Origin of the sequence: Nonomuraea rosea (genome assembly GCF_039539705.1) — a bacterium.
GTDB lineage: Bacteria > Actinomycetota > Actinomycetes > Streptosporangiales > Streptosporangiaceae > Nonomuraea > Nonomuraea rosea.
This window is the reverse complement of sequence record NZ_BAABDQ010000002.1, coordinates 23,741-46,152: the sequence shown is the minus strand read 5'-3', so window position 1 is coordinate 46,152 and position 22,412 is coordinate 23,741. Positions and strand designations below refer to the sequence as shown.

The 22,412-nt window shown below is 70.6% G+C and carries 19 protein-coding genes; 10 read left to right on the top strand and 9 right to left on the bottom strand.

Annotated elements, in window-relative coordinates; all coding sequences use genetic code 11:
- Positions 1-33: 33 nt before the first annotated feature.
- Positions 34-1,632: an ABC transporter permease gene (locus ABEA43_RS04285; RefSeq protein ID WP_345558882.1), complete on the bottom strand. Its 1,599-nt coding sequence runs from the start codon at positions 1,630-1,632 to the stop codon at positions 34-36.
- Positions 1,633-1,812: 180 nt separating this feature from the next.
- On the opposite strand from ABEA43_RS04285, the gene ABEA43_RS04280 reads away from it, so the two are divergent.
- Complete coding sequence (locus ABEA43_RS04280; RefSeq protein ID WP_345558880.1) at positions 1,813-2,220, top strand: AraC family transcriptional regulator; 408 nt, start codon at positions 1,813-1,815, stop codon at positions 2,218-2,220.
- On the opposite strand, the gene ABEA43_RS04275 is transcribed toward ABEA43_RS04280, so the two are convergent.
- On the bottom strand, positions 2,217-2,990 hold the full coding sequence (locus tag ABEA43_RS04275; RefSeq protein WP_345558878.1) for an isoprenyl transferase: 774 nt from the start codon (positions 2,988-2,990) through the stop codon (positions 2,217-2,219). The two genes, ABEA43_RS04280 and ABEA43_RS04275, sit on opposite strands and share 4 nt — an antisense overlap.
- Positions 2,987-3,721 carry a DNA repair protein RecO gene (gene recO / locus ABEA43_RS04270; RefSeq protein ID WP_345558876.1) on the bottom strand — a complete coding sequence of 245 codons (735 nt, stop codon included), beginning with the start codon at positions 3,719-3,721 and terminating at the stop codon, positions 2,987-2,989. Before recO ends, ABEA43_RS04275 begins: the two co-directional genes overlap by 4 nt.
- A gap of 151 nt (positions 3,722-3,872) precedes the next feature.
- Between recO and ABEA43_RS04265 the strand changes: the two genes are divergently transcribed.
- The 5 genes from ABEA43_RS04265 to ABEA43_RS04245 all read left to right on the top strand — a co-directional run bounded on the left by ABEA43_RS04265 (position 3,873) and on the right by ABEA43_RS04245 (position 10,161).
- Positions 3,873-5,396, top strand: a complete 1,524-nt coding sequence (locus ABEA43_RS04265) for a CDP-alcohol phosphatidyltransferase family protein (RefSeq protein WP_345558874.1) — start codon at positions 3,873-3,875, stop codon at positions 5,394-5,396.
- Complete coding sequence (locus ABEA43_RS04260) at positions 5,393-6,112, top strand: DUF5941 domain-containing protein (RefSeq protein WP_345558872.1); 720 nt, start codon at positions 5,393-5,395, stop codon at positions 6,110-6,112. The genes ABEA43_RS04265 and ABEA43_RS04260 overlap by 4 nt, the downstream gene beginning before the upstream one ends.
- Before the next feature lie 369 nt (positions 6,113-6,481).
- Positions 6,482-7,663, top strand: coding sequence for a hypothetical protein (locus tag ABEA43_RS04255; RefSeq protein WP_345558870.1), 1,182 nt, complete (start codon positions 6,482-6,484; stop codon positions 7,661-7,663).
- A gap of 182 nt (positions 7,664-7,845) precedes the next feature.
- The gene (locus tag ABEA43_RS04250) at positions 7,846-8,544 is read left to right on the top strand and encodes a vWA domain-containing protein (protein WP_345558868.1); all 699 of its coding nucleotides are present in this window, start codon (positions 7,846-7,848) and stop codon (positions 8,542-8,544) included.
- 213 nt (positions 8,545-8,757) lie between these two features.
- A complete protein-coding gene (locus tag ABEA43_RS04245) occupies positions 8,758-10,161 on the top strand; it encodes a glycoside hydrolase family 16 protein (protein WP_345558866.1) in 1,404 nt (467 codons plus the stop codon).
- 99 nt (positions 10,162-10,260) lie between these two features.
- Here the strand turns inward: ABEA43_RS04245 and ABEA43_RS04240 are convergent, their stop codons facing one another.
- Positions 10,261-11,433, bottom strand: a complete 1,173-nt coding sequence (locus ABEA43_RS04240; RefSeq protein ID WP_345558865.1) for a hypothetical protein — start codon at positions 11,431-11,433, stop codon at positions 10,261-10,263.
- Between the two features lie 95 nt (positions 11,434-11,528).
- On the opposite strand from ABEA43_RS04240, the gene ABEA43_RS04235 reads away from it, so the two are divergent.
- Positions 11,529-12,494: an isopenicillin N synthase family dioxygenase gene (locus tag ABEA43_RS04235; RefSeq protein WP_345558863.1), complete on the top strand. Its 966-nt coding sequence runs from the start codon at positions 11,529-11,531 to the stop codon at positions 12,492-12,494.
- A 34-nt stretch (positions 12,495-12,528) separates the two neighbouring features.
- Here the strand turns inward: ABEA43_RS04235 and ABEA43_RS04230 are convergent, their stop codons facing one another.
- Positions 12,529-14,880, bottom strand: coding sequence for a GH1 family beta-glucosidase (locus ABEA43_RS04230; protein WP_345558861.1), 2,352 nt, complete (start codon positions 14,878-14,880; stop codon positions 12,529-12,531).
- A 92-nt stretch (positions 14,881-14,972) separates the two neighbouring features.
- Here ABEA43_RS04230 and ABEA43_RS04225 point away from each other — a divergent pair, with 92 nt between their 5' ends.
- The 3 genes from ABEA43_RS04225 (at position 14,973) to rocD (ending at position 17,595) form a co-directional block, all read left to right on the top strand.
- Positions 14,973-15,458 carry an Lrp/AsnC family transcriptional regulator gene (locus ABEA43_RS04225; RefSeq protein ID WP_345558859.1) on the top strand — a complete coding sequence of 162 codons (486 nt, stop codon included), beginning with the start codon at positions 14,973-14,975 and terminating at the stop codon, positions 15,456-15,458.
- A gap of 123 nt (positions 15,459-15,581) precedes the next feature.
- Positions 15,582-16,379, top strand: coding sequence for a dimethylargininase (ddaH, locus tag ABEA43_RS04220; RefSeq protein WP_345558857.1), 798 nt, complete (start codon positions 15,582-15,584; stop codon positions 16,377-16,379).
- A 1-nt stretch (position 16,380) separates the two neighbouring features.
- The gene (rocD, locus tag ABEA43_RS04215; RefSeq protein WP_345558855.1) at positions 16,381-17,595 is read left to right on the top strand and encodes an ornithine--oxo-acid transaminase; all 1,215 of its coding nucleotides are present in this window, start codon (positions 16,381-16,383) and stop codon (positions 17,593-17,595) included.
- A 225-nt stretch (positions 17,596-17,820) separates the two neighbouring features.
- On the opposite strand, the gene ABEA43_RS04210 is transcribed toward rocD, so the two are convergent.
- The 4 genes from ABEA43_RS04210 to ABEA43_RS04195 all read right to left on the bottom strand — a co-directional run bounded on the left by ABEA43_RS04210 (position 17,821) and on the right by ABEA43_RS04195 (position 22,209).
- The gene (locus tag ABEA43_RS04210; RefSeq protein WP_345558853.1) at positions 17,821-19,269 is read right to left on the bottom strand and encodes a CU044_5270 family protein; all 1,449 of its coding nucleotides are present in this window, start codon (positions 19,267-19,269) and stop codon (positions 17,821-17,823) included.
- Positions 19,262-19,837 (bottom strand): RNA polymerase sigma factor, encoded by a 576-nt coding sequence (locus ABEA43_RS04205; RefSeq protein WP_345558852.1) that lies wholly within the window; start codon positions 19,835-19,837, stop codon positions 19,262-19,264. Before ABEA43_RS04205 ends, ABEA43_RS04210 begins: the two co-directional genes overlap by 8 nt.
- Before the next feature lie 80 nt (positions 19,838-19,917).
- Entirely contained in the window at positions 19,918-20,649 is a 732-nt protein-coding gene (locus ABEA43_RS04200) for a class I SAM-dependent methyltransferase (RefSeq protein WP_345558850.1), read from the bottom strand.
- Positions 20,650-20,655: 6 nt separating this feature from the next.
- Positions 20,656-22,209, bottom strand: coding sequence for an alkaline phosphatase D family protein (locus tag ABEA43_RS04195; protein ID WP_345558848.1), 1,554 nt, complete (start codon positions 22,207-22,209; stop codon positions 20,656-20,658).
- Positions 22,210-22,412 lie beyond the last annotated feature (203 nt).

The following is a 22,412-nucleotide window of genomic DNA, read 5'->3' as shown; positions in this document are numbered from 1 at the left end:
GCCGCCGCGCCTGAGCGGCCCCCTGCACGCCCGTCAGCCGAAGTCGCGGCGGCGCAGGGCCAGCAGGCCGCCGCCCAGCAGGAGCGCCGCGATCACCGTCAGGGTCAGGGCGGGCGGCACGGCGGACGACGCGCCGATCAGCGCGTTCGGGACATAGTGGAACGGCTCCAGCGGGCTCCCGCCCCACAGCCCGTACAACGGGCCGGCGACCTGCCCCGACCCGGCGGTCAGGAGCCAGACGACCCAGGAGATCGCCACGCTCGCCCGCGGCAGCAGCCCGTAGGCGAGCACGCACACCGCCCCCACACACCACGCCGCCGGCACGGTGCTCAGCGCCCCCGCCAGGAAACGCGGCAGATCGACGGCGAGCTCCCCCACGAGCAGCGAATACGTCACGCCGAAGACGAGCCCGGCCAGGGCCATCAGCGCCGCGGTGCCGAGCCCGGTCACGACCAGGTGCCCGGCCGCCCACCGCAGACGGGTCACCGCCGTCGCCTGCACGGCCTCCGCGCGGCCCGAGACCTCCTCCGACCGCAGCCGCAACGTCATGAGCACCGGATAGAGGGCGACGGCGTACGCGAGGATCAGGATCAGATACCACGAGTACGCCCCGAGGGCTTCGCCGCCGGACACGCCGAGCATGCTCCTGATGTTCTCGACCACGATGCTCGGCCGTGAGAGCAGGTCCTTGCTCAACGGGCTCAGCGCGCCCCCCGCCACGGCGAAGCACGCGACCCCCGCCGCCCACTTGACCAGCAGCCCGCGGTGCAGCCGCCAGGCCAGGCTGATCGGGCCGCGCAGCTCCGGCGCCTCCGCCCTGCCCAGCCGCTCGGGCAGCAGCCCCGAGCCGAGATCGCGGCGATCGACCAGCCGGTAGGCCACCGCGCCCAGGAGCCCGGCGGCCAGCACGGAGACGCCCAGCATCCACCAGCGCTCGTCCTGGTAGGCCTGGACCAGGTGGCTCCACCCGATGGGTGACAGGTCCTTCAGCCACTCCTGCCGGGTGGCGTCTCCCGCGTACCGCATCACGTAGGCGGCGCCGAGCACGGACAGGGCGATCGTGGTGGCCGTACGCGCGTTCCTGGCGAACTGGGCGGCGACCGCGGCGATGGCCGCGAACACCCAGCCCGCGACCGTGACGGCGGCCCCGTACGCGATCGTCCCGGCCGGATCGAACCCGACCGCGATCAGAGCGACGCCGGCCAGCACCCCGCTGAGCAGGCTGAGCCCGCCCGCCACCAGCAGGGCGGCGGTCAGCGGCGCGCGGCGGCTCACCACGCCCGCGCGGACCAGCTCGCTCCTGCCCGCGTCCTCCTCCCTGCGAGTGTGCCGGACCACGGACATCAGGGCCGCCAGCGCGCTCGCCACATACAGGAACCCGCCGCTGCGCCACGTCGCGAGGACTTCCAGGCGGGGCTCCGGGATGCCGCCGCCGAGCGCGCGCAGGAAGGCGTTCGTGCTGATGAGGTTGATGTAGGTGGCCTTGAGCTCCGGCGTGCCCATGGCCCGTTGGACGTAGGAGACCATCACGAGGGCCAGGGACACGATCAGCAGGATCCACCAGGGGGCGATGCCGCGTTCGCGGCGCAGGGCCAGGCGGACGAGGTGGCCGGTGCCGGCGAAGGCGCTCATCGGGCTGCCTCCGCGCATGTCAGCTTGGCTCTCCCTGGAGACCGCACCGCGATCATCTCCTATTCGTGGGTACAGTTCACTATTCGTACGAATAGCAAGCTATACCCACGTATAGCGGGTCGTCCAGGGGCTGCCAGGAGACGTCGCGGGCGGCGAGGCGATCGCGCTGGGGTGGGTGACGTGGTGTTCCTGCCGCGGGAGCTGGGTCACGGGCTCGCCGACGCGATCAGCACGCCGCTGACCGACGCGAACCCGCGCTTCGACGACGGCTCCCCCGTCGGCCGCCTCCACCAAGACGGTCCCGGGCCGGCGATCGAGATGATGTGCGGGGCCGCACCGGGGGCGGGCGCGGACGCCGCCACGTCCGCGCTGCTCGACGTCCTGCTCCCGTACATCCTGCGCACCTGGTACGAGAGCCGGCCCGGCGACCTGGCGACCGGCTGGGGCGCGGCCCTGCGCGACTCCGACCTGCCGCTGCGCTCGGTGGCGGAGCGGACCGGATACGCCTCGGAGTTCGCGTTAGCCAAGGCGTTCAAGCGGGAGTTCGGGACGGCGCCCGGCCGTTATCGCGGGCAGGCGGCAGGTTAGACCTGGTTGGGGATGGCCCCGCCGTAGCGGCGGTCGCGCTTGGCGTACATCTCGCACGCCTCCCACAGGTCCCTGCGGTCGAAGTCGGGCCACAGCCGGTCGAGGAAGACCATCTCCGCGTACGCCGACTGCCACAACAGATAGTTGGAGAAACGCTGCTCACCCGACGAACGCAGGAACAGGTCGACCGGCGGGATCTCCGGCTCGTCCAGATAGCGGGCGAACACCTTCTCGTTGACCTTGGACGGCTTCACCCGCCCCGCCGCGATGTCCGCGGCCAGCTTGACCGCCGCGTCGACGATCTCGGCCTGCCCGCCGTAGTTGACGCAGAACTGCAAGGTCAGCTTGCGGTTGGCGATCGTCATCTCCTCGGCCGCCTGCAGCTCGGAGATGACGCTCTTCCACAGCCGCCCCGGCCGGCCGGCCCACCGCACGCGCACGCCCATGGCGTTGAGCTCGTCGCGCCGCCGCCTGATCACGTCGCGGTTGAACCCCATGAGGAACCGCACCTCATCGGGCGAGCGCCGCCAGTTCTCCGTCGAGAACGCGAACGCGCTCAGATAGGGAACTCCCAGCTCCAGAGCCCCCTCGATGACGTCGAACAGCGAGGACTCGCCCGCCTTGTGCCCCTCGGTGCGTGGCAGGCCCCGCGCCTTGGCCCAGCGGCCGTTGCCGTCCATGATGATGGCGACATGATCGGGCACCAGCTCGCGCGGGATCGGCGGCGGGATGGCGCCCGACGGATGCGGGGTCGGAGGTCGTACGTTCACACAGGCTCCCTTTCCACGTGTCGGAGAGAGCGTATTCCGTGTTCGAGGTGCCATTGCAGATATGCGGCGACGAGCCCGCTGCACTCGCTGCGATGGCGGGACTGCGAGGCGTCGGCGGTGGCCCAGTCGCCGCGCAGCAGCGCCGTCATGAGCCCGATCGTCTCTCCGGCGGGAGCGGCCGAGCCGGCCGGCTTGCAGGCCCCGCACACGACGCCGCCCGCGACGATGGCGAACGCCCTGACCGCCGGCGCCCGGCACTTGGCGCAGGCGTCCAGCGCGGGGGCGTAGCCGGCCACGGCCAGCGAGCGCAGGAAGTAGGCGTCCAGCACCAGCCTGGCCTCGTGCTCCCGGTCGGCCAGCGTGCGCAGCCCGCCCACCAGCAGCAGGAACTGCCGCAGCGCCGGCTCCTTCTCCCCTTGCGTCAGCCGGTCGGCGGTCTCCAGCATCGCGCTGCCGGCGGTGTAGCGGGGATAGTCGGCGGCCAGCGTCTCCCCGTAGGGTCTGATGGTCTCCGCCTGGGTGACCATGTCGAGCGTACGCCCGACATGAAGCTGCAGGTCGACATGGGTGAACGGCTCCAGCCTGGCCCCGAAGCGGGAGGTCGTGCGGCGCACGCCCTTCGCCACGGCCCGGATCTTCCCCGTCCGCTTCGCCAGGATGGTGATGATACGGTCGGCCTCTCCGAGCTTCTGTGTACGCAGAACCACGCCTTCGTCACGGTAGAGACTCACTCGGACATCTTACGGCCGCTCTCTATACCGGCGGACGGGACGTTACGGGCATGCTCTGGTGACCCGACTTTGCGTGACCCTCACTAGACTTTGACGTCTGTCCCCGCATCACCCGTTGTTCAACCCCCCGCAACTGCCTCGAAAGGGAGTCATGACCCGCGTGGTCCTGCTGGGCCCCCCGCCCGGCCCCGACACCTCTCCGACCGGCCTGAGGCTGGCCGCGCTACCCGGCAACCCCACCGTGGCCGAGCGGCTGCGCAGCCAGCTCACGACCATGGATCCGCGACCAGCCGCGATCGAGTCAGGCGACGTGGCCGCCGCTCTGCGCGCGCTGGCCGACGTCGCGGAGTCCGCAACGGAGAACCTGTTCATCATCCCGGAAAACTCGGTGGTGCACGACGAGCTGATCTACCAGATCAGCAAGGCCAAGCGCGGCGCGCTGGCACTCGTCGCCAAGGAGCCGCGTCTGGGGGTGGCAGAGGACGCGCAGGAGGACACCTCTCAGGAGGAGTCCGTACCGATCGACGAGGCAGAGCCCGAGATCGGCCTCAACCACCTTGAGGGGCTGCCCGTGCGCTCGCGCGTCGGCAAGTCCCGCGTCGTGTCGGTCGGCACCGCGCGCCACGCCGTGACCAGGCCCAACGCCGTCCTGCTCGGCCCGCTGCACCTGAGCGCGCGCAACGCGCCGGTGCTGGCGCAGACGTGCCGCGAGCTGGCGGACCTGGCCGACGGGTTCGGCGAGGACGACGACCTGATGCAGCTCATCGTGTTCGGCCTGGTGCGCAACGGCGTGTCGGTCGGCATCCGGGGCCGCCGCGACCTGTTCTACCGCCGGGTCACCACCCAGGAGGAGATCAACGAGGCCGGCGCCGAGATGGCCGGCATGAACGAGGACCGGGCCAGGCTCGACCACGCGGTCAAGGGCGCCGACGGCTTCTTCACCACGTACTTCGTCTCCACCTACTCCCGCTTCATCGCCCGCTGGGCGGCCAGGCGCGGGCTGACGCCCAACCAGGTGACGCTGATCTCGATCGTCCTGGGCGTGGCGGCGGCCGCCTGCTTCGCCACCGGCGACCGCCCGTGGATGGTGCTGGGCGGCGTGCTGATCTACTTCGCCTTCGTCTTCGACTGCGTCGACGGGCAGGTCGCCCGTTACGCCCGCAAGTTCGGGGTGCTGGGGGCGTGGCTGGACGCCACGTTCGACCGGTTCAAGGAATATGTCGTCTTCGCCGGCCTGGCCGTCGGCTGGGTGGTCTCCGGCAACGGCGACGACATCTGGATCCTCGCACTGGCCGCGATCGGCCTGCAGTCGGTGCGTCACCTGCTCGACTTCTCCTTCGGCATCTCCAACCGCCGCAAGGCCCCGTCCCCGCTGCCCACCGTGCCGCTGGACGCCCCCGACGACCGCAGCCTGCGCCAGGCGCTCGTCCGCCGCAAGGTGGAGCGCAGCCAGGGTCTGCGTGGCGTGCTCAAGATGTGGACGAGGGCGGGCAAGTTCCGCGCCGTCCACTGGGCGCGCAAGATGATCGTGTTCCCCATCGGCGAGCGGTTCGCGGCCATCGCGATCACCGCCGCCCTCTTCGACGCCCGGATCACCTTCCTCACGCTGGTGATCTGGGGCTCCGTCGCCGCCGCCTACACCCTCACCGGACGCCTCATGAGGTCGCTCGTATGATCACCGCACCGCAGGCCATGGCCACCCCCACGCCGGACCCCGACGAGGAACGCCGCCGCATCCAGACCGCCCGCCTGCTCGCCTACCGCGACGACGGCCCGCTCGCCCACGCGCTGACGGGCAAGCTCGGCAAGGGCCTGCCGCCCGTGCCGGCCACGCTCATCGCCTTCCTGGCCGTCATCGCCATAACCGTCACCGGCCTGCCCAGATCCGGCCCGATCCTGCTCGTGCCGGTGGCGATCATGCTGCTGCTCGTGCTGCCGACGACGCCGCGCGACCACCTGGGCCGCTTCGACTGGCTCACGCCGCCGCTGCTGCGCGGCGCCGAGTTCTTCACCATGATCGCGATCGGCCTGGCGGGCGAGGCGCCCAAGTGGCTGCTGTTCGTGCTGGTTTATGTCGTGGGATATCACACTTACGACACGGTTTACCGGACGCGGCAGAGCATCTGGCCGCCCGCGTGGGTCTTCTACGCGGGGCTCGGCTGGGAGCTGCGCCTGCTGATCATCGGAGCCGGGGCCGCCTTCGACGTGCTGACGCCGGTGCTGGCGGTGCTGACGGCGTACCTGTTCGTGCTGTTCGCGGTGGAGAGCGTGACGAGCTGGGTGCGCCTCGACAAGGCCTCCGCCCAGGCGGGCGCCGACGCCGAACAGGACCTGGAGGCCTCCCCCGAAGATGCCCTCGAACAGGCCACCGGCGAGGCCGAAAAGGGCTGACCCCGCCACGTTATGTGCGGCTTTGTGAACGGCTGCATCTGCGGCGCCGCAAGCTCCATGCGGCGCCGCACGCATTTGACGTCTCTTGCCGCCTTTCAGGGCGCCGCACGCACGCCTGAAACCACCCCCATCCTGTACGGCTGCGCCGGCGGACCGCCACGCGCCGCACGGGGCTGGTGGCCCTCCAGGAGACGGTCGCTGACCCTTCACCGGCTGACCGCCGTAACGGCGCAACGTGGGCCGGTTACGTGGTCACGCAGGACACCGCGCCATGAGGTGACATCACCACCATTCCGGGAAGTGGCCGATTAGTCTGGGTTCAGGAACACTCGGGCCGGGTGCCGGTCCGGCCGGAGCCAGGAGACGCGGATGGCGTTCTTGTCGCGGCTGTTCAAGCGGGGCGATCCGCCGGCCGAGCGGGAGGAGGCCCGTCGGCGGGGGATGCGGGACGCCCGCGAACACCCTTTAGGCGAGTTCACGGATCCGGAGTTCCAACCTTCTTACGTCACGGAGCTCCGTGCCCGTGCCCGCGAACAGGTCACCGAGGTGGACCGGCGACTCGCCGCCGCGCGTACGGCCTTACTCGATCGGGCGCTGGGAGCGCGCGAGATCATTCTGCGGGAGCTGGGCAGAAGCGACACCCGGCCGGAGCCGGCCGCGTACACGAACGGCCACTCCGCCTCCGCACCCGACGCCGCCCCACCTGACCCGTTCATCTCCATCGCCGAGGCCAGGACACGGCGGGCCGAGGCGCGGCGGCGAGTCGTGGTCGAAGAGGCGAACGCCAGCGTGCAGCGCGCCCGGGCCCGCATCGAGCACCTCACCCAGGAGTGGGAGAGCGCGCTGATCGAGCGCGACCACGAGGTGGAGGCCGTGCACGCCAGGGCCGAACAGCTCATCGCCGCCTACAAGAGCGGCGTGCTGAAGGCCCATCCGCGCAAGGAGGAGATCCCGTCCCTGTGGAAGGGCGAGGTCATCGCGGTGAACGCCACGGGCGACAGCCCTGCGGCCATCTCGGGGCGCCAGGAGATCGGGCGGATCCTGCGCGAGGTCGAGGACCGGATCGAGGTGTGGCACGCCGAGGTCCTGCCGAGAGAGCTTCAGAGGGAGTTGCCCCGGGACCCGCACGCCGGCCGACCCGCAGAATTGCCGAGCGGAAAGCACCATCAGCTGTCCCCTGCCCCCGCAGACGCCGAGGGCGAGCCACCAGCCCCGACCCCCCTGACCTCCGAAGACGCCCTGGACACTGCCCTCGACGCCGAAGACGCCCTGGACGCTGAGGAGGAACTGGACGCTCGGGACGCCCCGGCTGATCGGGACGCTCAGGATGTCCTGGATGTTGAGGACGTCCGTGAGGTCCCGCACGGTCGCGCGGCGTGGCGCACGGGGGAGGACCCGGACGATCTACGCAACACCGACGTGCCCGGCACCACTACGGCCTCCGACCGCCGTCGCACCGGCTCGGACGCCCCGGGTGCGCGGACGGCCACCAGCGAACGCGACGCCCCAAGCGAGTGGGAGCCCTGGCGAGACCGGCAGGAAGGCGACTGATGGCGGAGGAGAGCGGCGACGAGGGGACCCCGCGACCGCGCGCGTCCCTGAGCGCGCGGCCCGGACATGGGGCCAGCCGATGGGTCCGGCAAAGCACCAGGCAAGGGGCCAGGCGCAGGACCGACCAGCAAGAGGCCACGCACGGGGTTGGGCGTGAAGCCCGGCGGAGGAGTAGAAGGCGGGTGGGGGCGGTGGTGGCGGCGCTGGGCCTGATGCTGGCGGGCGTGGCCGCGTGCGGCACGGAGGCCAAGGGCGTCTGCGGCGTGATCGTCGACTCCACCAGCTACGCCGACCCCGCCACGTCAAGAGCCGACGTCACCTCCAAGCTCCCGCCCTTCGCCCAGGACTGCGACTGGATCGCCTTCGCGGCGGTCACCGGCAGCTCGGAGAGCAGCACCTGCCGCCAGGACCCGGTCGCCATCGCCGCCACCCAGTCCGAGAACCCCAACGACAACCCCATGGTCGAGGACCGCGTCAGAGCGCACCGCATCACGGAGGTGCTGCCGAGGGCGGTCAAGCTGTTCGACTGCCCTGCCGAGGGCCAGGGGTCGGACGTCCTGGGCGCGCTGCGTTACCTGGTCAAGCAGCTCAGCGCGCAACGGCGGCCGGATCAGGCCCACCAGATCATCGTGTTCAGCGACCTGATCAACAACCGTGGCGACCTGGACATCAACAAGCTCGACCTGAACGAGGACGCACGCAAGCAGAAGATCCAGGAGCTGAAGAACGCGCGTCTGCTGCCCGACCTGACCGGATATGCAGTGGTCGTCCACGGATTCCTGCGGGAGAAGACGTCGAGCCCTGACCGGTTCCCCCTGCTCGAAGGCTTCTGGAAGGAGGCGTTCGAGGCGGCCGGCGCGACCACGGCAGACCTGCTCTGAGAGGTTCTCCGTCACGGGTCCGGCACCCCGTCATGACACCGGCGCCGACTTCCGGACTGTCCTTGATCCGAGAGCGCTCTCCACTGTTTCTCCAGAGGCATCACGGCGGCACGCCCCAGCCGGTGCGGAATATTGACAGGAAGTAAACGCCGTGTTCACATCGGCTGAGAGAGCGCTCTCTCTCACGCCTCCACACCCCCCTCTGGAGCAGGAATGACGACAACCACCCGGCACCGGCGCCGCCTTGCGGCAGTGGCCGCGGTGCTCCTGGCACTCACCGGCCTGCTCGTCAAGGTGGCCATCAGTGCCTCAGCCGCCGTCCCGGCCACGCCTGCGGGCTGGTCGCTGGTCTGGTCCGACGACTTCAACGGCAGCGCGAACACCCTGCCCTCGTCGTCCAACTGGATCGTCGACACGGGACACGCGTACCCGGGCGGCCCGGGCAACTGGGGCACCGGCGAGATCCAGAACTACACCTCCAGCACCTCCAACCTCAGCCTCGACGGCGCGGGCAACCTGCGCATCACGCCGCTGCGCAGCGCCTCCGGCGAGTGGACCTCGGCCCGCGTCGAGACCAGGCGCGCCGACTTCAAGCCCGCCGACGGACGCGTCCTCCGCATCGAGAGCCGCATCCAGATGCCGAACGTGACCGGCGACGCCGCGCTCGGCTACTGGCCCGCGTTCTGGGCGCTGGGCGCGCCGTACCGGGGGAACTACTGGAACTGGCCGGGCATCGGCGAGTTCGACATCATGGAGAACGTCAACGGCATCAACTCCGTCTGGGGCGTCCTCCACTGCGGCGTCAACCCGGGCGGGCCGTGCAACGAGACCAGCGGCCTCGCCGCCAACCGGGCCTGCCCCGGCTCCACCTGCCAGGCCGCCTACCATTCCTACCGCTTCGAGTGGGACCGCAGCGTCAGCCCGAACCAGCTGCGGTGGTACGTGGACGGCCAGCAGTTCCACAGCGTGAACCAGTCGCAGTTCGACGCGGCGACCTGGTCCAACATGACCGGGCACGCGGGCTACTTCCTGCTGCTGAACGTGGCCATGGGCGGCGCCTTCCCCAACGCCCTGGCCGGCCAGACGCCGACGGCGGCGACCGTGCCGGGCCGGCCGATGATGGTGGACTACGTGGCGGTGTGGCAGAGCGGTACGACCACGAGCCCGACTCCGACCGTCACCCCGACCGTGCCTCCTGGAGGCGTCGACGCCCGCTCGACCATCCAGGCCGAGCGCTACCAGGCCCAGTCGGGCACCATCGTCGAGACGACCACCGACACGGGCGGCGGTCAGAACATCGGGGCCATCTCCAACGGTGACTGGCTCCGCTTCGACGGGGTGAACTTCGGCTCGGAGGCGGCCAGGCAGTTCAGGGCCAGGGTGGCCTCGGGGGCGGCGGCCGCCGTCAGCGGGCTGGTGCAGGTCCGGCTGGACAGTCCGACGGGCGCGGTCATCGGCGACTTCGCGCTGGCCAACACCGGCGGGTGGCAGAGCTGGCGTACGGTGCCGGCGAACATCACGGGCGTGACCGGCACGCACACGGTGTATCTGACCTTCAGCAGCGGCCAGCCGGCCGACTTCGTGAACGTCAACTGGCTGACCTTCTCGACCGCGTGACCCCACCCATCGCAGCCGCCGAGCCCAGCGCTCGGCGGCTGCTTCACGCGTGGGGGTTCAGGAGGCGGCAGCACGACTGCGGCGCGCGGCGTGTCCGGGTCAGGAGCGGGTGCGGCGGCGGAGGACGATGCGTTCGGCCCAGCTCGCCGCCTCCGGATCCCTCAGCCCCTCGACCACTCCCCCGAGGTACGCCGTCGCCAGGCTGTCGAACCCGCTGTCCAGCTGCCGCAACCGGCTGGCCTTGCGCCGGTCCACCGCCTGGAGGAACTGGGCGACGCTCTCCGCATAGCCCGCGTCCCGCTGGTAGGCGGCCTGGGCGGTGGCGCAGGTCCTGGCCTCGGCGTCGCGCTTGGCCCGGAGCTCCCTGAGCCGGCGGTCGTTCGGGTTGTGCATCCTGCGGCCCAGGTCGGCGGCGATCAGGGCGGTGGCCACCAGGAGGGCCAGGAGGAGGATCATGGTGGGGAGCTGGCCCACGCCGTCCGAGGTGGGCCCGATCTCCTGGCCGTCCACGATCAAGGGCTTGACCAGGGCGTCCCGGCGCAGGACGGCGACCGCGACGATCAGTCCCAGCCAGACGAGCGCCACTCCGGCCAGCAGCCAGCGGCCCTTGGCCGAGCTCCCGTGCTCCTGCCAGGACCGGAACGCCCGCCCGTACATATGCGGGGCCACCAGCATGATCAGAGCGGCGCCGGCGGCGAGCAGGGCGGTCATCGCGATGCTGTCGCCCCAGCTCAGGATCACCTGGTAGAGGATGGGCACCTCGACGATCAGCAGGAGCAGCAGCAGGAGCGCGGCGGGCAGCCAGTGGCGGATGACCGGCCAGTGACTGCCCGAGATGGCGATGGAGCTGGGGCGGCCGTCGCCGGGACGCCGGCTGGGCTGCTCCAGCTCGGTGACGCGGTGCTGGCTGTCGTCGAGCGCCTTGCGGGCCTCGCCGAACGTGCGCTGCGACTCCCCGAGCCTGATCTTCTGGGACTCGAGCTCGGCCCGCGCCCGCTGGGCCTCCTGCTCCGTACGGTCCTCGATCCTGGCCAGCTCCTCCAGCCGCTCGTCCTCCAGCTCGTGGAAGCGCGGCACGCTGCCGGTCTGGAGGGTGAGCGTGTCGATCTGGCCGTCGGTGGCGTGCGCGCGGCCGAGCTCGCGCTCCTCCTGGCGGCGCTGCGGCCAGTCCGGCAGATGGTAGAGGTCGCCGTCGTAGCCGACGGCGGGCGCGATGCGCGTGATCTGGCCAGGCTCGGCGGGCTCGTCCTGCATCCGGCGGATGAAGCGCATCTGGCCTCCTGCACGGGGTCCTGGCTTCGATGCTAAGTCCCGACGCCGGGGTTGGGGGGAATCATGCCGGAGGCGGCACGGGTGAGAATGGTGATGTGAGCGAACTACCGGTGATCGATGTCGCGCCACTCCTCGCCGACCGACACCCCAACGACGGGCTCGGCGTCGGCTCCGGCAAGCGGGCCGTCGCCGAGGCCATCGGGGCGGCCTGCCGGGACAACGGCTTCTTCTACGTCTCGGGACACGGCGTCCCGCCGAACCTGCTCGCCCGGCTCGACCAGGCGAGCCGCCGCTTCTTCGCCCTGCCGGACGAGGTCAAGGCCGAGATCTCGATGGAGCGGGGCGGCCGGGCCTGGCGGGGCTTCTTCCCCGTGGGCGGCGAGCTGACCTCGGGGCGGCCGGACCTGAAGGAGGGCGTCTACTTCGGCGCCGAGGAGCCGCCGGGACCGTTGCCGCTGCACGGCCCGAACCTGTTCCCGTCCCAGGTGCCCGAATTGCGGGACGCGGTGCTGGAGTACCTCGGCACGATGACCGGGGTGGCCCAGGCGGTCATGTCCGGCGTCGCGCTGAGCCTCGGGCTGGAGGAGGGCTACTTCCGTACCGGCTACACGGCCGATCCGACCATCCTTTTCCGGATATTTCACTACCCGCCCGCCCCGCCCGACCCCGACGCCTGGGGCGTCGGCGAGCACACCGACTACGGCCTGCTCACCCTCCTCCTCCAGGACTCCAACGGCGGCCTCCAAGTACGCACCGCACGCGGCTGGATCGACGCCCCGCCGCTGGACGGAACGTTCGTCTGCAACATCGGCGACATGCTCGACAAGCTCACCGGCGGCCAATACCGCTCGACCCCGCACCGCGTGCGCAACCGCAGTGGCAACGAGCGCCTCAGCTATCCGTTCTTCTTCGACCCCGGGTGGGACAGCGAGGTCCCGCCCCTTCCCTACGCGCCCGGCCACCGCTGGGACGGCCAGGTCGACTTCACCGGCACCTACGGGGACTACCTGCTGGCCAAGGTGTCCAAGGTCTTCCCCAGCCTGTTCGAGGGCCTCGCCTGACGACGGCCGCGCAGCTCGTGACCACCACCGGGGCTCAGGTCGAGTCCCTGACCACGAGCCTGGCCGGGAGCACCACGGACGTGGTCTGCCGGCCCTCCAGCCGCGACAGCATCAGCCGCGCGAGCGCCAGCGCCTGGTCGGCGACGGGAACGCGGACGGTGGTGAGCGCCGGAGTCGTGGCCGAGGCGGCGTCCACGTCGTCGAAGCCCACGATCGCCAGCTCCTCCGGCACCCGCCGCCCGGCCTCCCGCGCGGCCTGCAGCGCGCCGATGGCGAGCTGGTCGCCGGCCGCGAAGATCGCGTCCAGCGACGGGTTGTCGCCGATCAGCCGCTGCGCCGCCGCCGCGCCTGACGGGCGCGTCAGGTCGTCGGCCAGCGCCAGGAGCGGCCGCATGCCCGCGCGTTGCAGGGCCGTCCGGTGCCCGGCCAGGCGGTCCTGGACGGCGATCAGGTCCATGGGACCGCAGATCATGCCGATCTGGCGGCGCCCGCGCGCGATGAGGTGCTCGGTGACGGCCGTCGCACCGCCGGCGTTGTCCACGTCCACGTACGGCACCAGCGACGCGATCGACGGCTTGCCGAGCAGCACGACCGGCACCCCGGTACGCGAGAGCCGCTCGGCCAGGGTGTCGGCCCTGTCCGGCGGCAGCAGCACGACGCCGTCCGACAATCCGGCCTCGACGTGCGCGACGATGCGGCGATGGCTCTCCGCCGTGTCGGCCAGCATGAGCGTGATCTGCTTGCCCGCACCCTCCAGCAGGCTCGTGACGTACTGGACGACGGCGGCCGTCAGCGGGTCGCCGCCCTGCCTGGGGACGGACAGGACCAGGGCGATCGCGTTGGTGCGGCGGGTGACCAGGCTGCGCGCGGCCGCGTTGGGGACGTAGCCGAGCTCTCCGACGGCCTGCATCACCGCCGCGCGAACCTCCGGGCTGACCGACGCCTCGCCGTTGACCACGCGCGAGACCGTGGCCCTGGAGACCCCGGCACGCGCGGCCACGGTCTCCAGCGTGGGGCGTTTCTGGCGGGTCTCGGGCAGCCCGTTGCGCGCGATCACGTCGCGATACCACAGCGCGCTGTCCTTCATCCGCCGCCGCTGGGTGGCGAAGTCCACGTGGACGAGGCCGAACTTGCGCTGATATCCGTCGGACCATTCGAGATTGTCGAGCAGCGTCCAGACGAGATATCCGCGGACCGGTGCGCCGTCGTCGATCGCGCCTTTCAGCGCGCGCAGGTGCTCCTCGATGAAATTGATCCTGTCGACGTCGTGGATGCCGTCACCGGTGACCACGTCCACGAAGTCGGCGCCATTCTCCGTGACCATCAGATCGATGCCCGGATATTCGCGGGAAAGGCGGCCGAGGGTCAGGGAGAGGCAATTGGGGACGATCGACCAGCCCATCGCGGTGACCGCCGTCGGGACCGTACAGAAAAGGATGCCCTCGCTGCCCGGGAAAGCCGGGTCGGCGGGCTCGCTGGGCTGCGCCTGCACCACCAGCGGCGTGTAGTAGTTGACGCCGAGCAGGTCGATGGGCTGGGCGATGAGGTCGAGGTCGCCGTCGAGGATGTGGTCGAGGCCCGCGCTGCGTTCGATGACCGGGATCAGGTCGGCCGGGTAGGAGCCACGCAGCATCGGGTCCAGGAACTGCCGGTTCGCCAGGGCGTCGATCCTGGTCACGGCCTCGGCGTCCTCCTCGGACAGCTCTCTGCCGAAGTCGCTCACCTGGGCGGGGGTCAGGACGGGCGAGCTGTTGAGCACGACGCCGATCTTCGAGGCCCCGCCGGCGCGCAGGGCCTGCACGGCGAGCCCGTGCGCGAGCAGCATGTGGTGCGCGGCGGTGAACGCGTCCGCGGCCGACTTCCTGCCCGGCGCGTGGATGCCGGAGCCGTAGCCGAGGAAGGCCGCCACCCACGGCTCGTTCAGCGTGAACCACGTGTCCACGCGGTCGCCCAGCCGGTCGTGCACGGCCGCGGCGTAGTCGGCGAAATGGCGCGCGGTGTCGCGGAGCGGCCAGCCGCCCTTGTCCTCGAGCGCCTGCGGCAGATCCCAGTGATAGAGGGTCGCATAAGGCGTGATGCCCGCCGCGAGCAATTCGTCGAGCAGCCGGTCGTAGAAGTCGAGCCCGGCCTTGTTCACCGTTCCCGAGCCGTCCGGCAGGATCCGCCCCCAGCTCACCGAGAATCGGTAGGCGGCCATTCCGAGGTCTTTCATGAGCTGCACGTCTTCGGGGTGGCGGTGGTAATGATCGCACGCCTCCACCCGGTCGGCGGAAAAGCCATCCCAAATGGACGGGCCGCGCCCGTCGGCGGAGATGCCCCCCTCGATCTGGAAAGCCGACGTCGACACTCCCCAGACGAATCCTTCGGGGAAGCCTGCTGTGCTCATGATGGTGAATACCCTCCGGCGAACGTTAGATGACCCAGTGTCCCGCGCGCCGCTCGTCGCGCGCCAGCCTGGCCAGGCGGTATACAGAGCGCGTGGAACTGGATCGGCTGGATCGTGACATCATCGCGGCACTCGTCGAGGACGCCCGCGCGACCTACGCCGACATCGGGCATCAGGTCGGGCTGAGCGCGTCGGCGGTCAAGCGGCGGGTGGATCGGTTGCGCGAGAGCGGCGCGATCACCGGCTTCAGCGCGCTGGTGGCGCCGCAGGCGCTCGGCTGGACGACCGAGGCGTATGTGGAGCTGTTCTGCCAGGGCAAGACCAAGCCGTCGGACATCGCGCTGGCCGTGGCCAAGTTTCCCGAGGTAGTGGGGGCCGCCACGATCACCGGAGAGGCGGACGCGCTGCTGCACATCAGGGCCACCGACGTCCGTCATGTGGAGCGGGTGATCGAGCGCATCGCGTCGCAGTCGTTCGTGGTGCGTACCAAGAGCTCCATCGTGCTTTCCCGGCTCGTTGACGCACCGCCTGGCACGGCTCCGCCCGAGCCGCGCAACGGACCGGGCCCCACTGGCTGAAAGACGCAACGAACCCGCGCCAAGACGCAATGCCGACTACTTGGCCTGCATAAACATGCATTCTTAGGCTGTCTCCCGTCCCCCCAATGGGGTTTCACCTGGTAAATCACGACGGAGAGCTGCATGCCCAAACACTTCCTGATGTGCCGCCCGGAGTACTTCACGGTCGAGTACGCGATCAACCCGTGGATGCACCCCGAGCGGGGCTCGGACCGCGATGTGGCGGTCCGGCAGTGGGAGGGTCTGAAGGCGGCGTACGAGGAGCTCGGACACCGCGTCAGCCTGATCGACCCGATCGACGGGCTGCCCGACATGGTGTTCGCCGCCAACGGCGCCCTGGTCGTCGGCGGCCGCGTCTACGGCGCCAAGTTCGCCTATCCGCAGCGCGGCGCCGAGGGCCCGGCCTACCTGCGGTGGTTCGCCGAGCGCGGCTATCCGACGCTCGACGCGAGCCATGTGAACGAGGGCGAGGGCGACTTCCTCACTCTCGACGAGGTCATCCTGGCCGGCACCGGCTTCCGCACGGAGGTCGTCGCCCACCAGGAGGCGCAGGAATACCTGGGCCGGCCCGTGATCTCGCTGAAGCTCGTCGACCCGCGCTTCTACCACCTGGACACGGCGCTGTTCCCGCTGGACGGCCGCAACGTGGCCTACTACCCGCAGGCCTTCTCCGCGGGCAGCCAGGAGGTGCTGCGCGCGATGTTCCCCGACGCGGTGCTCGCCACCGCCGAGGACGCGGAGGTGCTCGGGCTGAACGCGGTCAGCGACGGCACGAACGTGATCGTCAGCGCCGAGGCCTCCAACCTCCAGCTGCAGCTCAAGCGACTCGGGTACGAAGTGATCCCGATCGATCTGTCGGAGCTGCGTAAAGCGGGTGGGGGCCCCAAGTGCTGCACACTTGAGATCAGGGGGGAAAACTGACATGACCACCAGCGCAGAGCTGATCGAAGTGAGCGAGCGCCGCAGCGCGCACAACTACCATCCACTTCCCGTGGTGATCCATGAGGCGCACGGCGCCTGGGTCACCGACGTCGAGGGCAAGCGGTATCTGGACTGCCTGTCCGGCTATTCCTCGCTCAACTTCGGCCACGGCCACCCGAAGATCATCGAGGCCGCTCAGGAGCAGCTCAAGAACCTGACCCTGACCAGCCGGGCCTTCTACCACGACCAGTTCGCGCAGTTCTGCGCCGGGCTCGGTGACCTCACGGGCAAGGACATGATCCTGCCCATGAACACCGGCGCCGAGGCCGTCGAGACCGCCGTCAAGGTGGCGCGCAAGTGGGGTTACCAGGTCAAGGGCGTGGAGCCGGACCAGGCGAACATCATCGTCATGGACGGCAACTTCCACGGCCGCACCACCACAATCATCAGCTTCTCCACCGACCCGGACGCGCGCGACGACTTCGGCCCTTACACGCCGGGCTTCCGGGTCGTCCGCTACGGCTCCGCGGACGCGATCAGGCAGGCCGCCGACGCGAACACGGTCGCCGTCCTGGTCGAGCCGATCCAGGGCGAGGCCGGGGTGCTGGTGCCGCCGGACGGCTATCTGAGCGAGGTACGCGCGCTCTGCTCGGCCGAGGGGATCCTGATGATCGCCGACGAGATCCAGTCCGGGCTGGGGCGAACCGGGCAGACGTTCGCGTGCGACTTCGAAGGGGTCGTGCCGGACATCTACGTCCTGGGCAAGGCGCTCGGGGGCGGCGTCGTGCCGGTCTCGGCCATCGCCGCGAACCGGGACGTGCTCGGGGTCATCCAGCCGGGGCAGCACGGGTCCACGTTCGGCGGGAACCCGCTGGCGTGCGCGGTCGGCAACGCGGTCATCGAGCTGCTGAACACCGGCGAGTTCCAGGCCAGGGCCACCAAGCTCGGCGAGGTGCTGCACACGCGGCTGCGCGAGCTGATCGGTCAGGGCGTGATCGAGGTGCGCGGGCGCGGGCTCTGGGCGGGCGTGGACATCGACCCGTCGATCGCGACCGGGCGCGAGGTGTCGAAGGCGCTGATGAAGCGGGGGGTGCTCGCCAAGGACACGCACGGCTCGACGATCCGCCTCGCGCCGCCGATCGTGATCTCCGAGGACGACCTGCTCTGGGCGATCGGCCAGCTCGCCGACGCTCTCTATGAGCTCAAGACCGGTTGATTCCTCTTTTACGGCTCCGCACGGCAGGCCCCAGCCACCACACGTGGCTGGGGCCTGTCCAGGGAAACGCTCCTGAGGTTCACGGGGCCGGCCACCGACACGTGCGCCCGGTCACCCGGCTCCGTGGTTCACGCGGCTGATTGCCGACACATGCATCTGGTCACCCGGCTCCGTGTTTCACGCGGCTGACCGCCGACGCATGCGCCCGGTCGCCCGGCTTCGTGGTCAGCCGCCGGCCGGAGCCGCCTCAGGGGCGGTGCTGCTCGTCGGCTGGACCGTGGTCGGCGCGGCCTCCGGCGTCTTCGCGACGCCGTCCACAGGCGGCTGCTCCGCAGGGGCCGTCACCTGCGGAGACCCCGTGGGCAGCGGAACCGGCTGCTCCGCAGGCGCCGTCACCTGGGGCGACCCGGTCGGGGCCCCGCTGGGGAACTCGCTGGGCGGAGTGACGGCCGGCTCGGCGGCCGGGGCGTCCGACGGCAGCGGCTCAGGCGTGGCGCAGGCCGCGTCGCCCTTGGTGGACACCGTGACCTCCGGCAGCTCGTCCACCACCGACACCTTCGTCTGCGCCGACAACCCCACGACGCTGCCCTTGGGCGCGACGGCGGCCTTCGCGTCCACGACCGTGGACCGCTCCCCCAGATACAGGTGCGTCTCCGGGTCGAAGATGAACTGCCGCAGCGTCCCGCCCCGCGCGGGCAGCGCGAGCGCGACCCCCTTCCGATCCGACCCGTCCGCCACCCCCTCGGCCACCTCGACGCCGGGGATCGACTTGGCCGCCTCGAACAGCGCGTCCCGCTGGGCCCTGGGCAGGTACGTCTCCCTCACCATGTCCCCCACCTGGTTGAACGCGGCCTCGTCCGCGTCGATGCCCTTGGCCTCGATGTGGGGGCCGCCGCTCAGCCGGTAGAGGCGTTCCCGCATCGCGGTGGCGTCGGCCGGCAGGGTGCTCAGGAAGGCGTAGTCGAGGCGGGCCTCCCCGAGCTGGGCGGGACACGACGCCAGGGTGTGCCAGGTCGAGCCCGGCTCACCCCGCTCGGCCTGGTCGGGCAGCGACTGTCCTGGCCAGGGCTTGGAAGCGAGCTCCTCGATGAACAGCAGCCCATTCGCGCTGCCGTCCACCGACTGCCAGATCTTCCTGTTCGTCCGGTAAAGCTGCCGCGACTCCACCTCGCCCTTCTGCCCCATGCTGAACATGCCGTACATGGTGCTGGACTCGACCAGGATGAACTGGCCGGGGCGCGGGCTCAGCTCGCCGGACGGCGTCTCGGACGACACGACGGCCGACTGCGTCACCGGCGCGGCCGGGTCCACGCCGCCCGCGCCCTGGTTCGACAGGGCCACGGCCACACCGCCGACCAGGACGACCGTCACCCCGAACGCGGCCGCGGCCTGCAGACCGAGCCGCGGCAGGCGAAAGCGGAACGTGCCGTGCCGCTGCCCGGCCTCCCCCAGCAGCCGCTCCCGCGCCCGCGCACGGGCTTCCGCCCGATACGGCGGCACCGCGGGCCGCCCGTCGGCGAACACCCGGATCTCATCCTCATCCGAGCCAGTCCGGCTCACGCCAGGCTGATTCACGTCAGGCCGGTTCACGCCGGGCCCGCCCACGTTGGGCCACTCGCTGTCGCGCCGGTCCGCGCCGCCGCCGTCCGTGCCAGGTCCATCGGGTCTATCCATCACGGGACTCCTCTGCGAAGGGATCGATGCCGCCGAGTGCCCTGCGCACCTTGACGCGGAGCCTGTGCAACCTGGACCGGACGGTGCCGATCGGCACGCCGAGCGCGAGCGCCGCGTCCTCGTAGCTCAGGTCCGCCCAGGCCACCAGCAGCAGCAGATCCCGCTCACCGGCGCTCAGCCGGGTCAGCGCCCTGGCCAGGCGAGGCTGGAGCTGCTCGGCGGTGACCCGGTCGGCGCTGCGGTCGTCGAACGTCCCAGGACGCTCCACGCTCACCTTGGCCATGGCCGCGGTGCGCCGCCGCTCCGCCCTGCGGTGCTGGGCGACGACCTTGGTCGCGATGCCGTACAGCCAGGGTCTGGCGTCCGGCCACGAGCGGTCGTAACGCGCTCGCCCCCGGAACGCGACGAGGAACACCTCGCCCGTCACGTCATCGGCCAGCTCGCCCCCGAGACGGCGGGCCGCGTACCTGTGGATCTCGTCGGCGTGCCGGTCGAACAACGCCGCGAATCGCTCCGGGTCGCTGAGCGAATGCCCGATCAACGTCGAGTCGTCCAGCGTCTCAGGCACGTATTGAACACCCACCACTGTGCCGGTCCTCTCTCATGCGGTCATCCTGTTCTTGGCCGCATGCGGGAGACCGGTTCCCACTATTTCGCCAGATGCCAGACATATAGGCCGTCGGGAGCCTCGCCCCGGGTGAAGCCGGCCTTCGCCAGCTCGGACTCCAGCAGCTCGCCGGCCGGCCAGTGGCTCGTGCTGACCACCTCGTCCTCGCTGATCACCACGCCGCGCTGCCTGACCCGGTAGCGGAAGCGCGAGGTGACGCTCTCGCCCGCGACCTCGATCACCTGGCCGGCGATCTCGTAGTCGTGCCTGCCCACCTGGTAGGAGGCCATGACGGCGAGCTCGCCTGGCACGGAGTCACGAGGCACTGGTGCGGCCCGCTCGCGCCAGTTGAACACCAGCCGCCCGCCCGGCTCCAGCTGCCTGGCCAGCACCCGCCACAGCTCGGCCCGCTCCCCGGCGGAGAAGCTCTGCAGCACGGAGATCATCACGATCGCCTCGACCGGCTCGTCGACCTCCACGTCCAGGGCCCCGCAGGGCAGGACGGTCACGCGGCGCAGCAGACCGGGGTCGGCGGCCAGGCGGTTGACCAGGACCGAGCGCATGCCGAGCGACGGCTCGACGGCGAAGATCTCGGCCGGCGTCTCCCTGGCGATCACCTCGGTGATCAGGCCGGTGCCCGCGCCGATCTCGATGACGGCGCGGCGCACCCCCTCCAGCAGCGGCGGAAGCTGCTCGCGCACGGCGGGGACGTGCCCGTCCCCGTGCCACAGGTCGTAGAACGGCACGGCGACGGCGTAGTCATCCTCATACATGAAGGGTCAGCGTAGTGGGACGGAGTCGATCGGCTTGACCTCGTCGCCGGCCGACTCGTACCAGGTCACGACGTCGGGCAGGGTCAGCGTGGCCAGCGCGTTCTGGAACCACGGCCCCTTGACCACCCGCCACCTGAACGGCGGCCGCCGGATGCCCGCCAGCCGGGCGAGCAGCCCGCCCACGAGCGTGGCCAGGCCGAACTGGGTGAACACGTTGGCCCAGCGCAGCAGCCGGCTGAGCGGGTTGCGGATCGGCGAGCAGACGATCTGGTAGATCGGCCCGGCGTCGGCCTTGGCGAGGTAGGAGTAGTGGACGTCGCCGGACAGGATCATCACCGGCTTCTTGATCCGGACCAGCAGCCTGGCCAGGTCGTCGAACGAGCGCCGGAACGCCGCCCAGTGCTCCAGGTCGACGGCCTGCCTGAACGCCTCCGACCACCGCCGCACCAGCGGCCCCCACTTGCCGTCGGCCAGGGCCTCGTTCCAGTTCTGGACGCCGTGCACGCCCTCGGGCAGCAGGAACGGGATCGACGAGCCGATGATCAGCCGCTCGGCCGGGCCCGTGACCTGCTCTTCGAGCCAGGCCCACTCACCCGGGTCGAGCATCCGGCGGTCGCCGGGCGTGAGCTGCCTGGCACACCTGGTGTCGATCATGATGAGCTTGGCGTGCCCGAGGTCGCGGGCGTAGCTCCAGCGGTTGCTGCTCGGCTCGGCGTCGGCCTTCTCGGCGAACGCGTCCAGCACGTCGCCACCGTCGCCCCCGCCGTCCAGCAGCGTGCGCACCAGCGGATCCTCCGCGCGCTCCGCCGGTGACAGGTTGCCGAGGTGCTGATAGATCCAGTACGCCCCCAGCCCCGCGACGACCCGGCGGGGCCACCACGACGTCGTGGCCATCTTCTCGCGCCAGGGCTGCGAGGTGTTCCAGTCGTCACGCAGGTCGTGATCGTCGAAGATCATCGCCGTGGGCACGGTGGACAGCAGCCACCGGATCTCCGGGTCGGTCCAGGCCAGGCGGTAGAGCTCGGCGTATTCCTCGAAGTCGGCGATCTCCTTCTGCGGCTCGGTGTCCCTGCGCTCCTTGATGTAGGCGAGCATCTCGGGCGAGGGATTGTCGGCGTAGACCTGGTCGCCGAGGAACAGCAGCAGATCCGGCCACTCCTCCTCCTCCGCCGTCACCAGGTGATCGCCGTAGGCCCGCAGGACGTCGTCGCCGTGCGTCAGCCGGTGCGCGGCGTCGTGCGGCACGCTCGTACGGCACGACCCGAACGTCAGCTTGCGGACCCCGTCAGGGGGCACCAGCCGGATGCGGCTCGGCGGGCGACCCGCCATGGGCCATACCTGCTCCCCATCGAGCTTCACCGAATAGGACGCGATATCCTGGGACAACGCAACGAGATCCACGATCGCGTAGTGGTGTCCGTGCACGGTGAAGGTAGGCGACCGGTAAGCCCTGCCGCCCGCCTCGATGGTGACCGTGCAAGGGTCGACGGTCTCCACCCAGATCGAGGCGCTGTCAGAGTCGACGTAACGCAGCAACGGTCCCACCACGAGTGCGGGCATCCCACCCCCTGGATCGACGATTCGGCACACTCCTGTCCGTAAGCCTGCCAGAGTGGCACGGTTCGCAGCATCTCGATCAACGGCTTGGATTTCAACAACAACTAGGCAAGGTCAAACGCCCCGCCCTAGGATGATCGTGACAACAACGCCCAAAAGGGGAAGGCAACGGCGCTTTCTCCGCAAATAGGGCGTCATAGCAGGAG

Bases quoted from the DNA above. Each gene is read 5' to 3' on its own strand.
- ABEA43_RS04285 (WP_345558882.1), bottom strand. From the start codon at position 1,632: ATGAGCGCCTTCGCCGGCACCGGCCACCTCGTCCGCCTGGCCCTGCGC.
- ABEA43_RS04265 (WP_345558874.1), top strand. From the start codon at position 3,873: ATGACCCGCGTGGTCCTGCTGGGCCCCCCGCCCGGCCCCGACACCTCT.
- ABEA43_RS04260 (WP_345558872.1), top strand. From the start codon at position 5,393: ATGATCACCGCACCGCAGGCCATGGCCACCCCCACGCCGGACCCCGAC.
- ABEA43_RS04255 (WP_345558870.1), top strand. From the start codon at position 6,482: ATGGCGTTCTTGTCGCGGCTGTTCAAGCGGGGCGATCCGCCGGCCGAG.
- ABEA43_RS04245 (WP_345558866.1), top strand. From the start codon at position 8,758: ATGACGACAACCACCCGGCACCGGCGCCGCCTTGCGGCAGTGGCCGCG.
- ABEA43_RS04240 (WP_345558865.1), bottom strand. From the start codon at position 11,433: ATGCGCTTCATCCGCCGGATGCAGGACGAGCCCGCCGAGCCTGGCCAG.
- ABEA43_RS04230 (WP_345558861.1), bottom strand. From the start codon at position 14,880: ATGAGCACAGCAGGCTTCCCCGAAGGATTCGTCTGGGGAGTGTCGACG.
- ddaH (WP_345558857.1), top strand. From the start codon at position 15,582: ATGCCCAAACACTTCCTGATGTGCCGCCCGGAGTACTTCACGGTCGAG.
- rocD (WP_345558855.1), top strand. From the start codon at position 16,381: ATGACCACCAGCGCAGAGCTGATCGAAGTGAGCGAGCGCCGCAGCGCG.
- ABEA43_RS04210 (WP_345558853.1), bottom strand. From the start codon at position 19,269: ATGGATAGACCCGATGGACCTGGCACGGACGGCGGCGGCGCGGACCGG.
- ABEA43_RS04200 (WP_345558850.1), bottom strand. From the start codon at position 20,649: ATGTATGAGGATGACTACGCCGTCGCCGTGCCGTTCTACGACCTGTGG.
- ABEA43_RS04195 (WP_345558848.1), bottom strand. From the start codon at position 22,209: ATGCCCGCACTCGTGGTGGGACCGTTGCTGCGTTACGTCGACTCTGAC.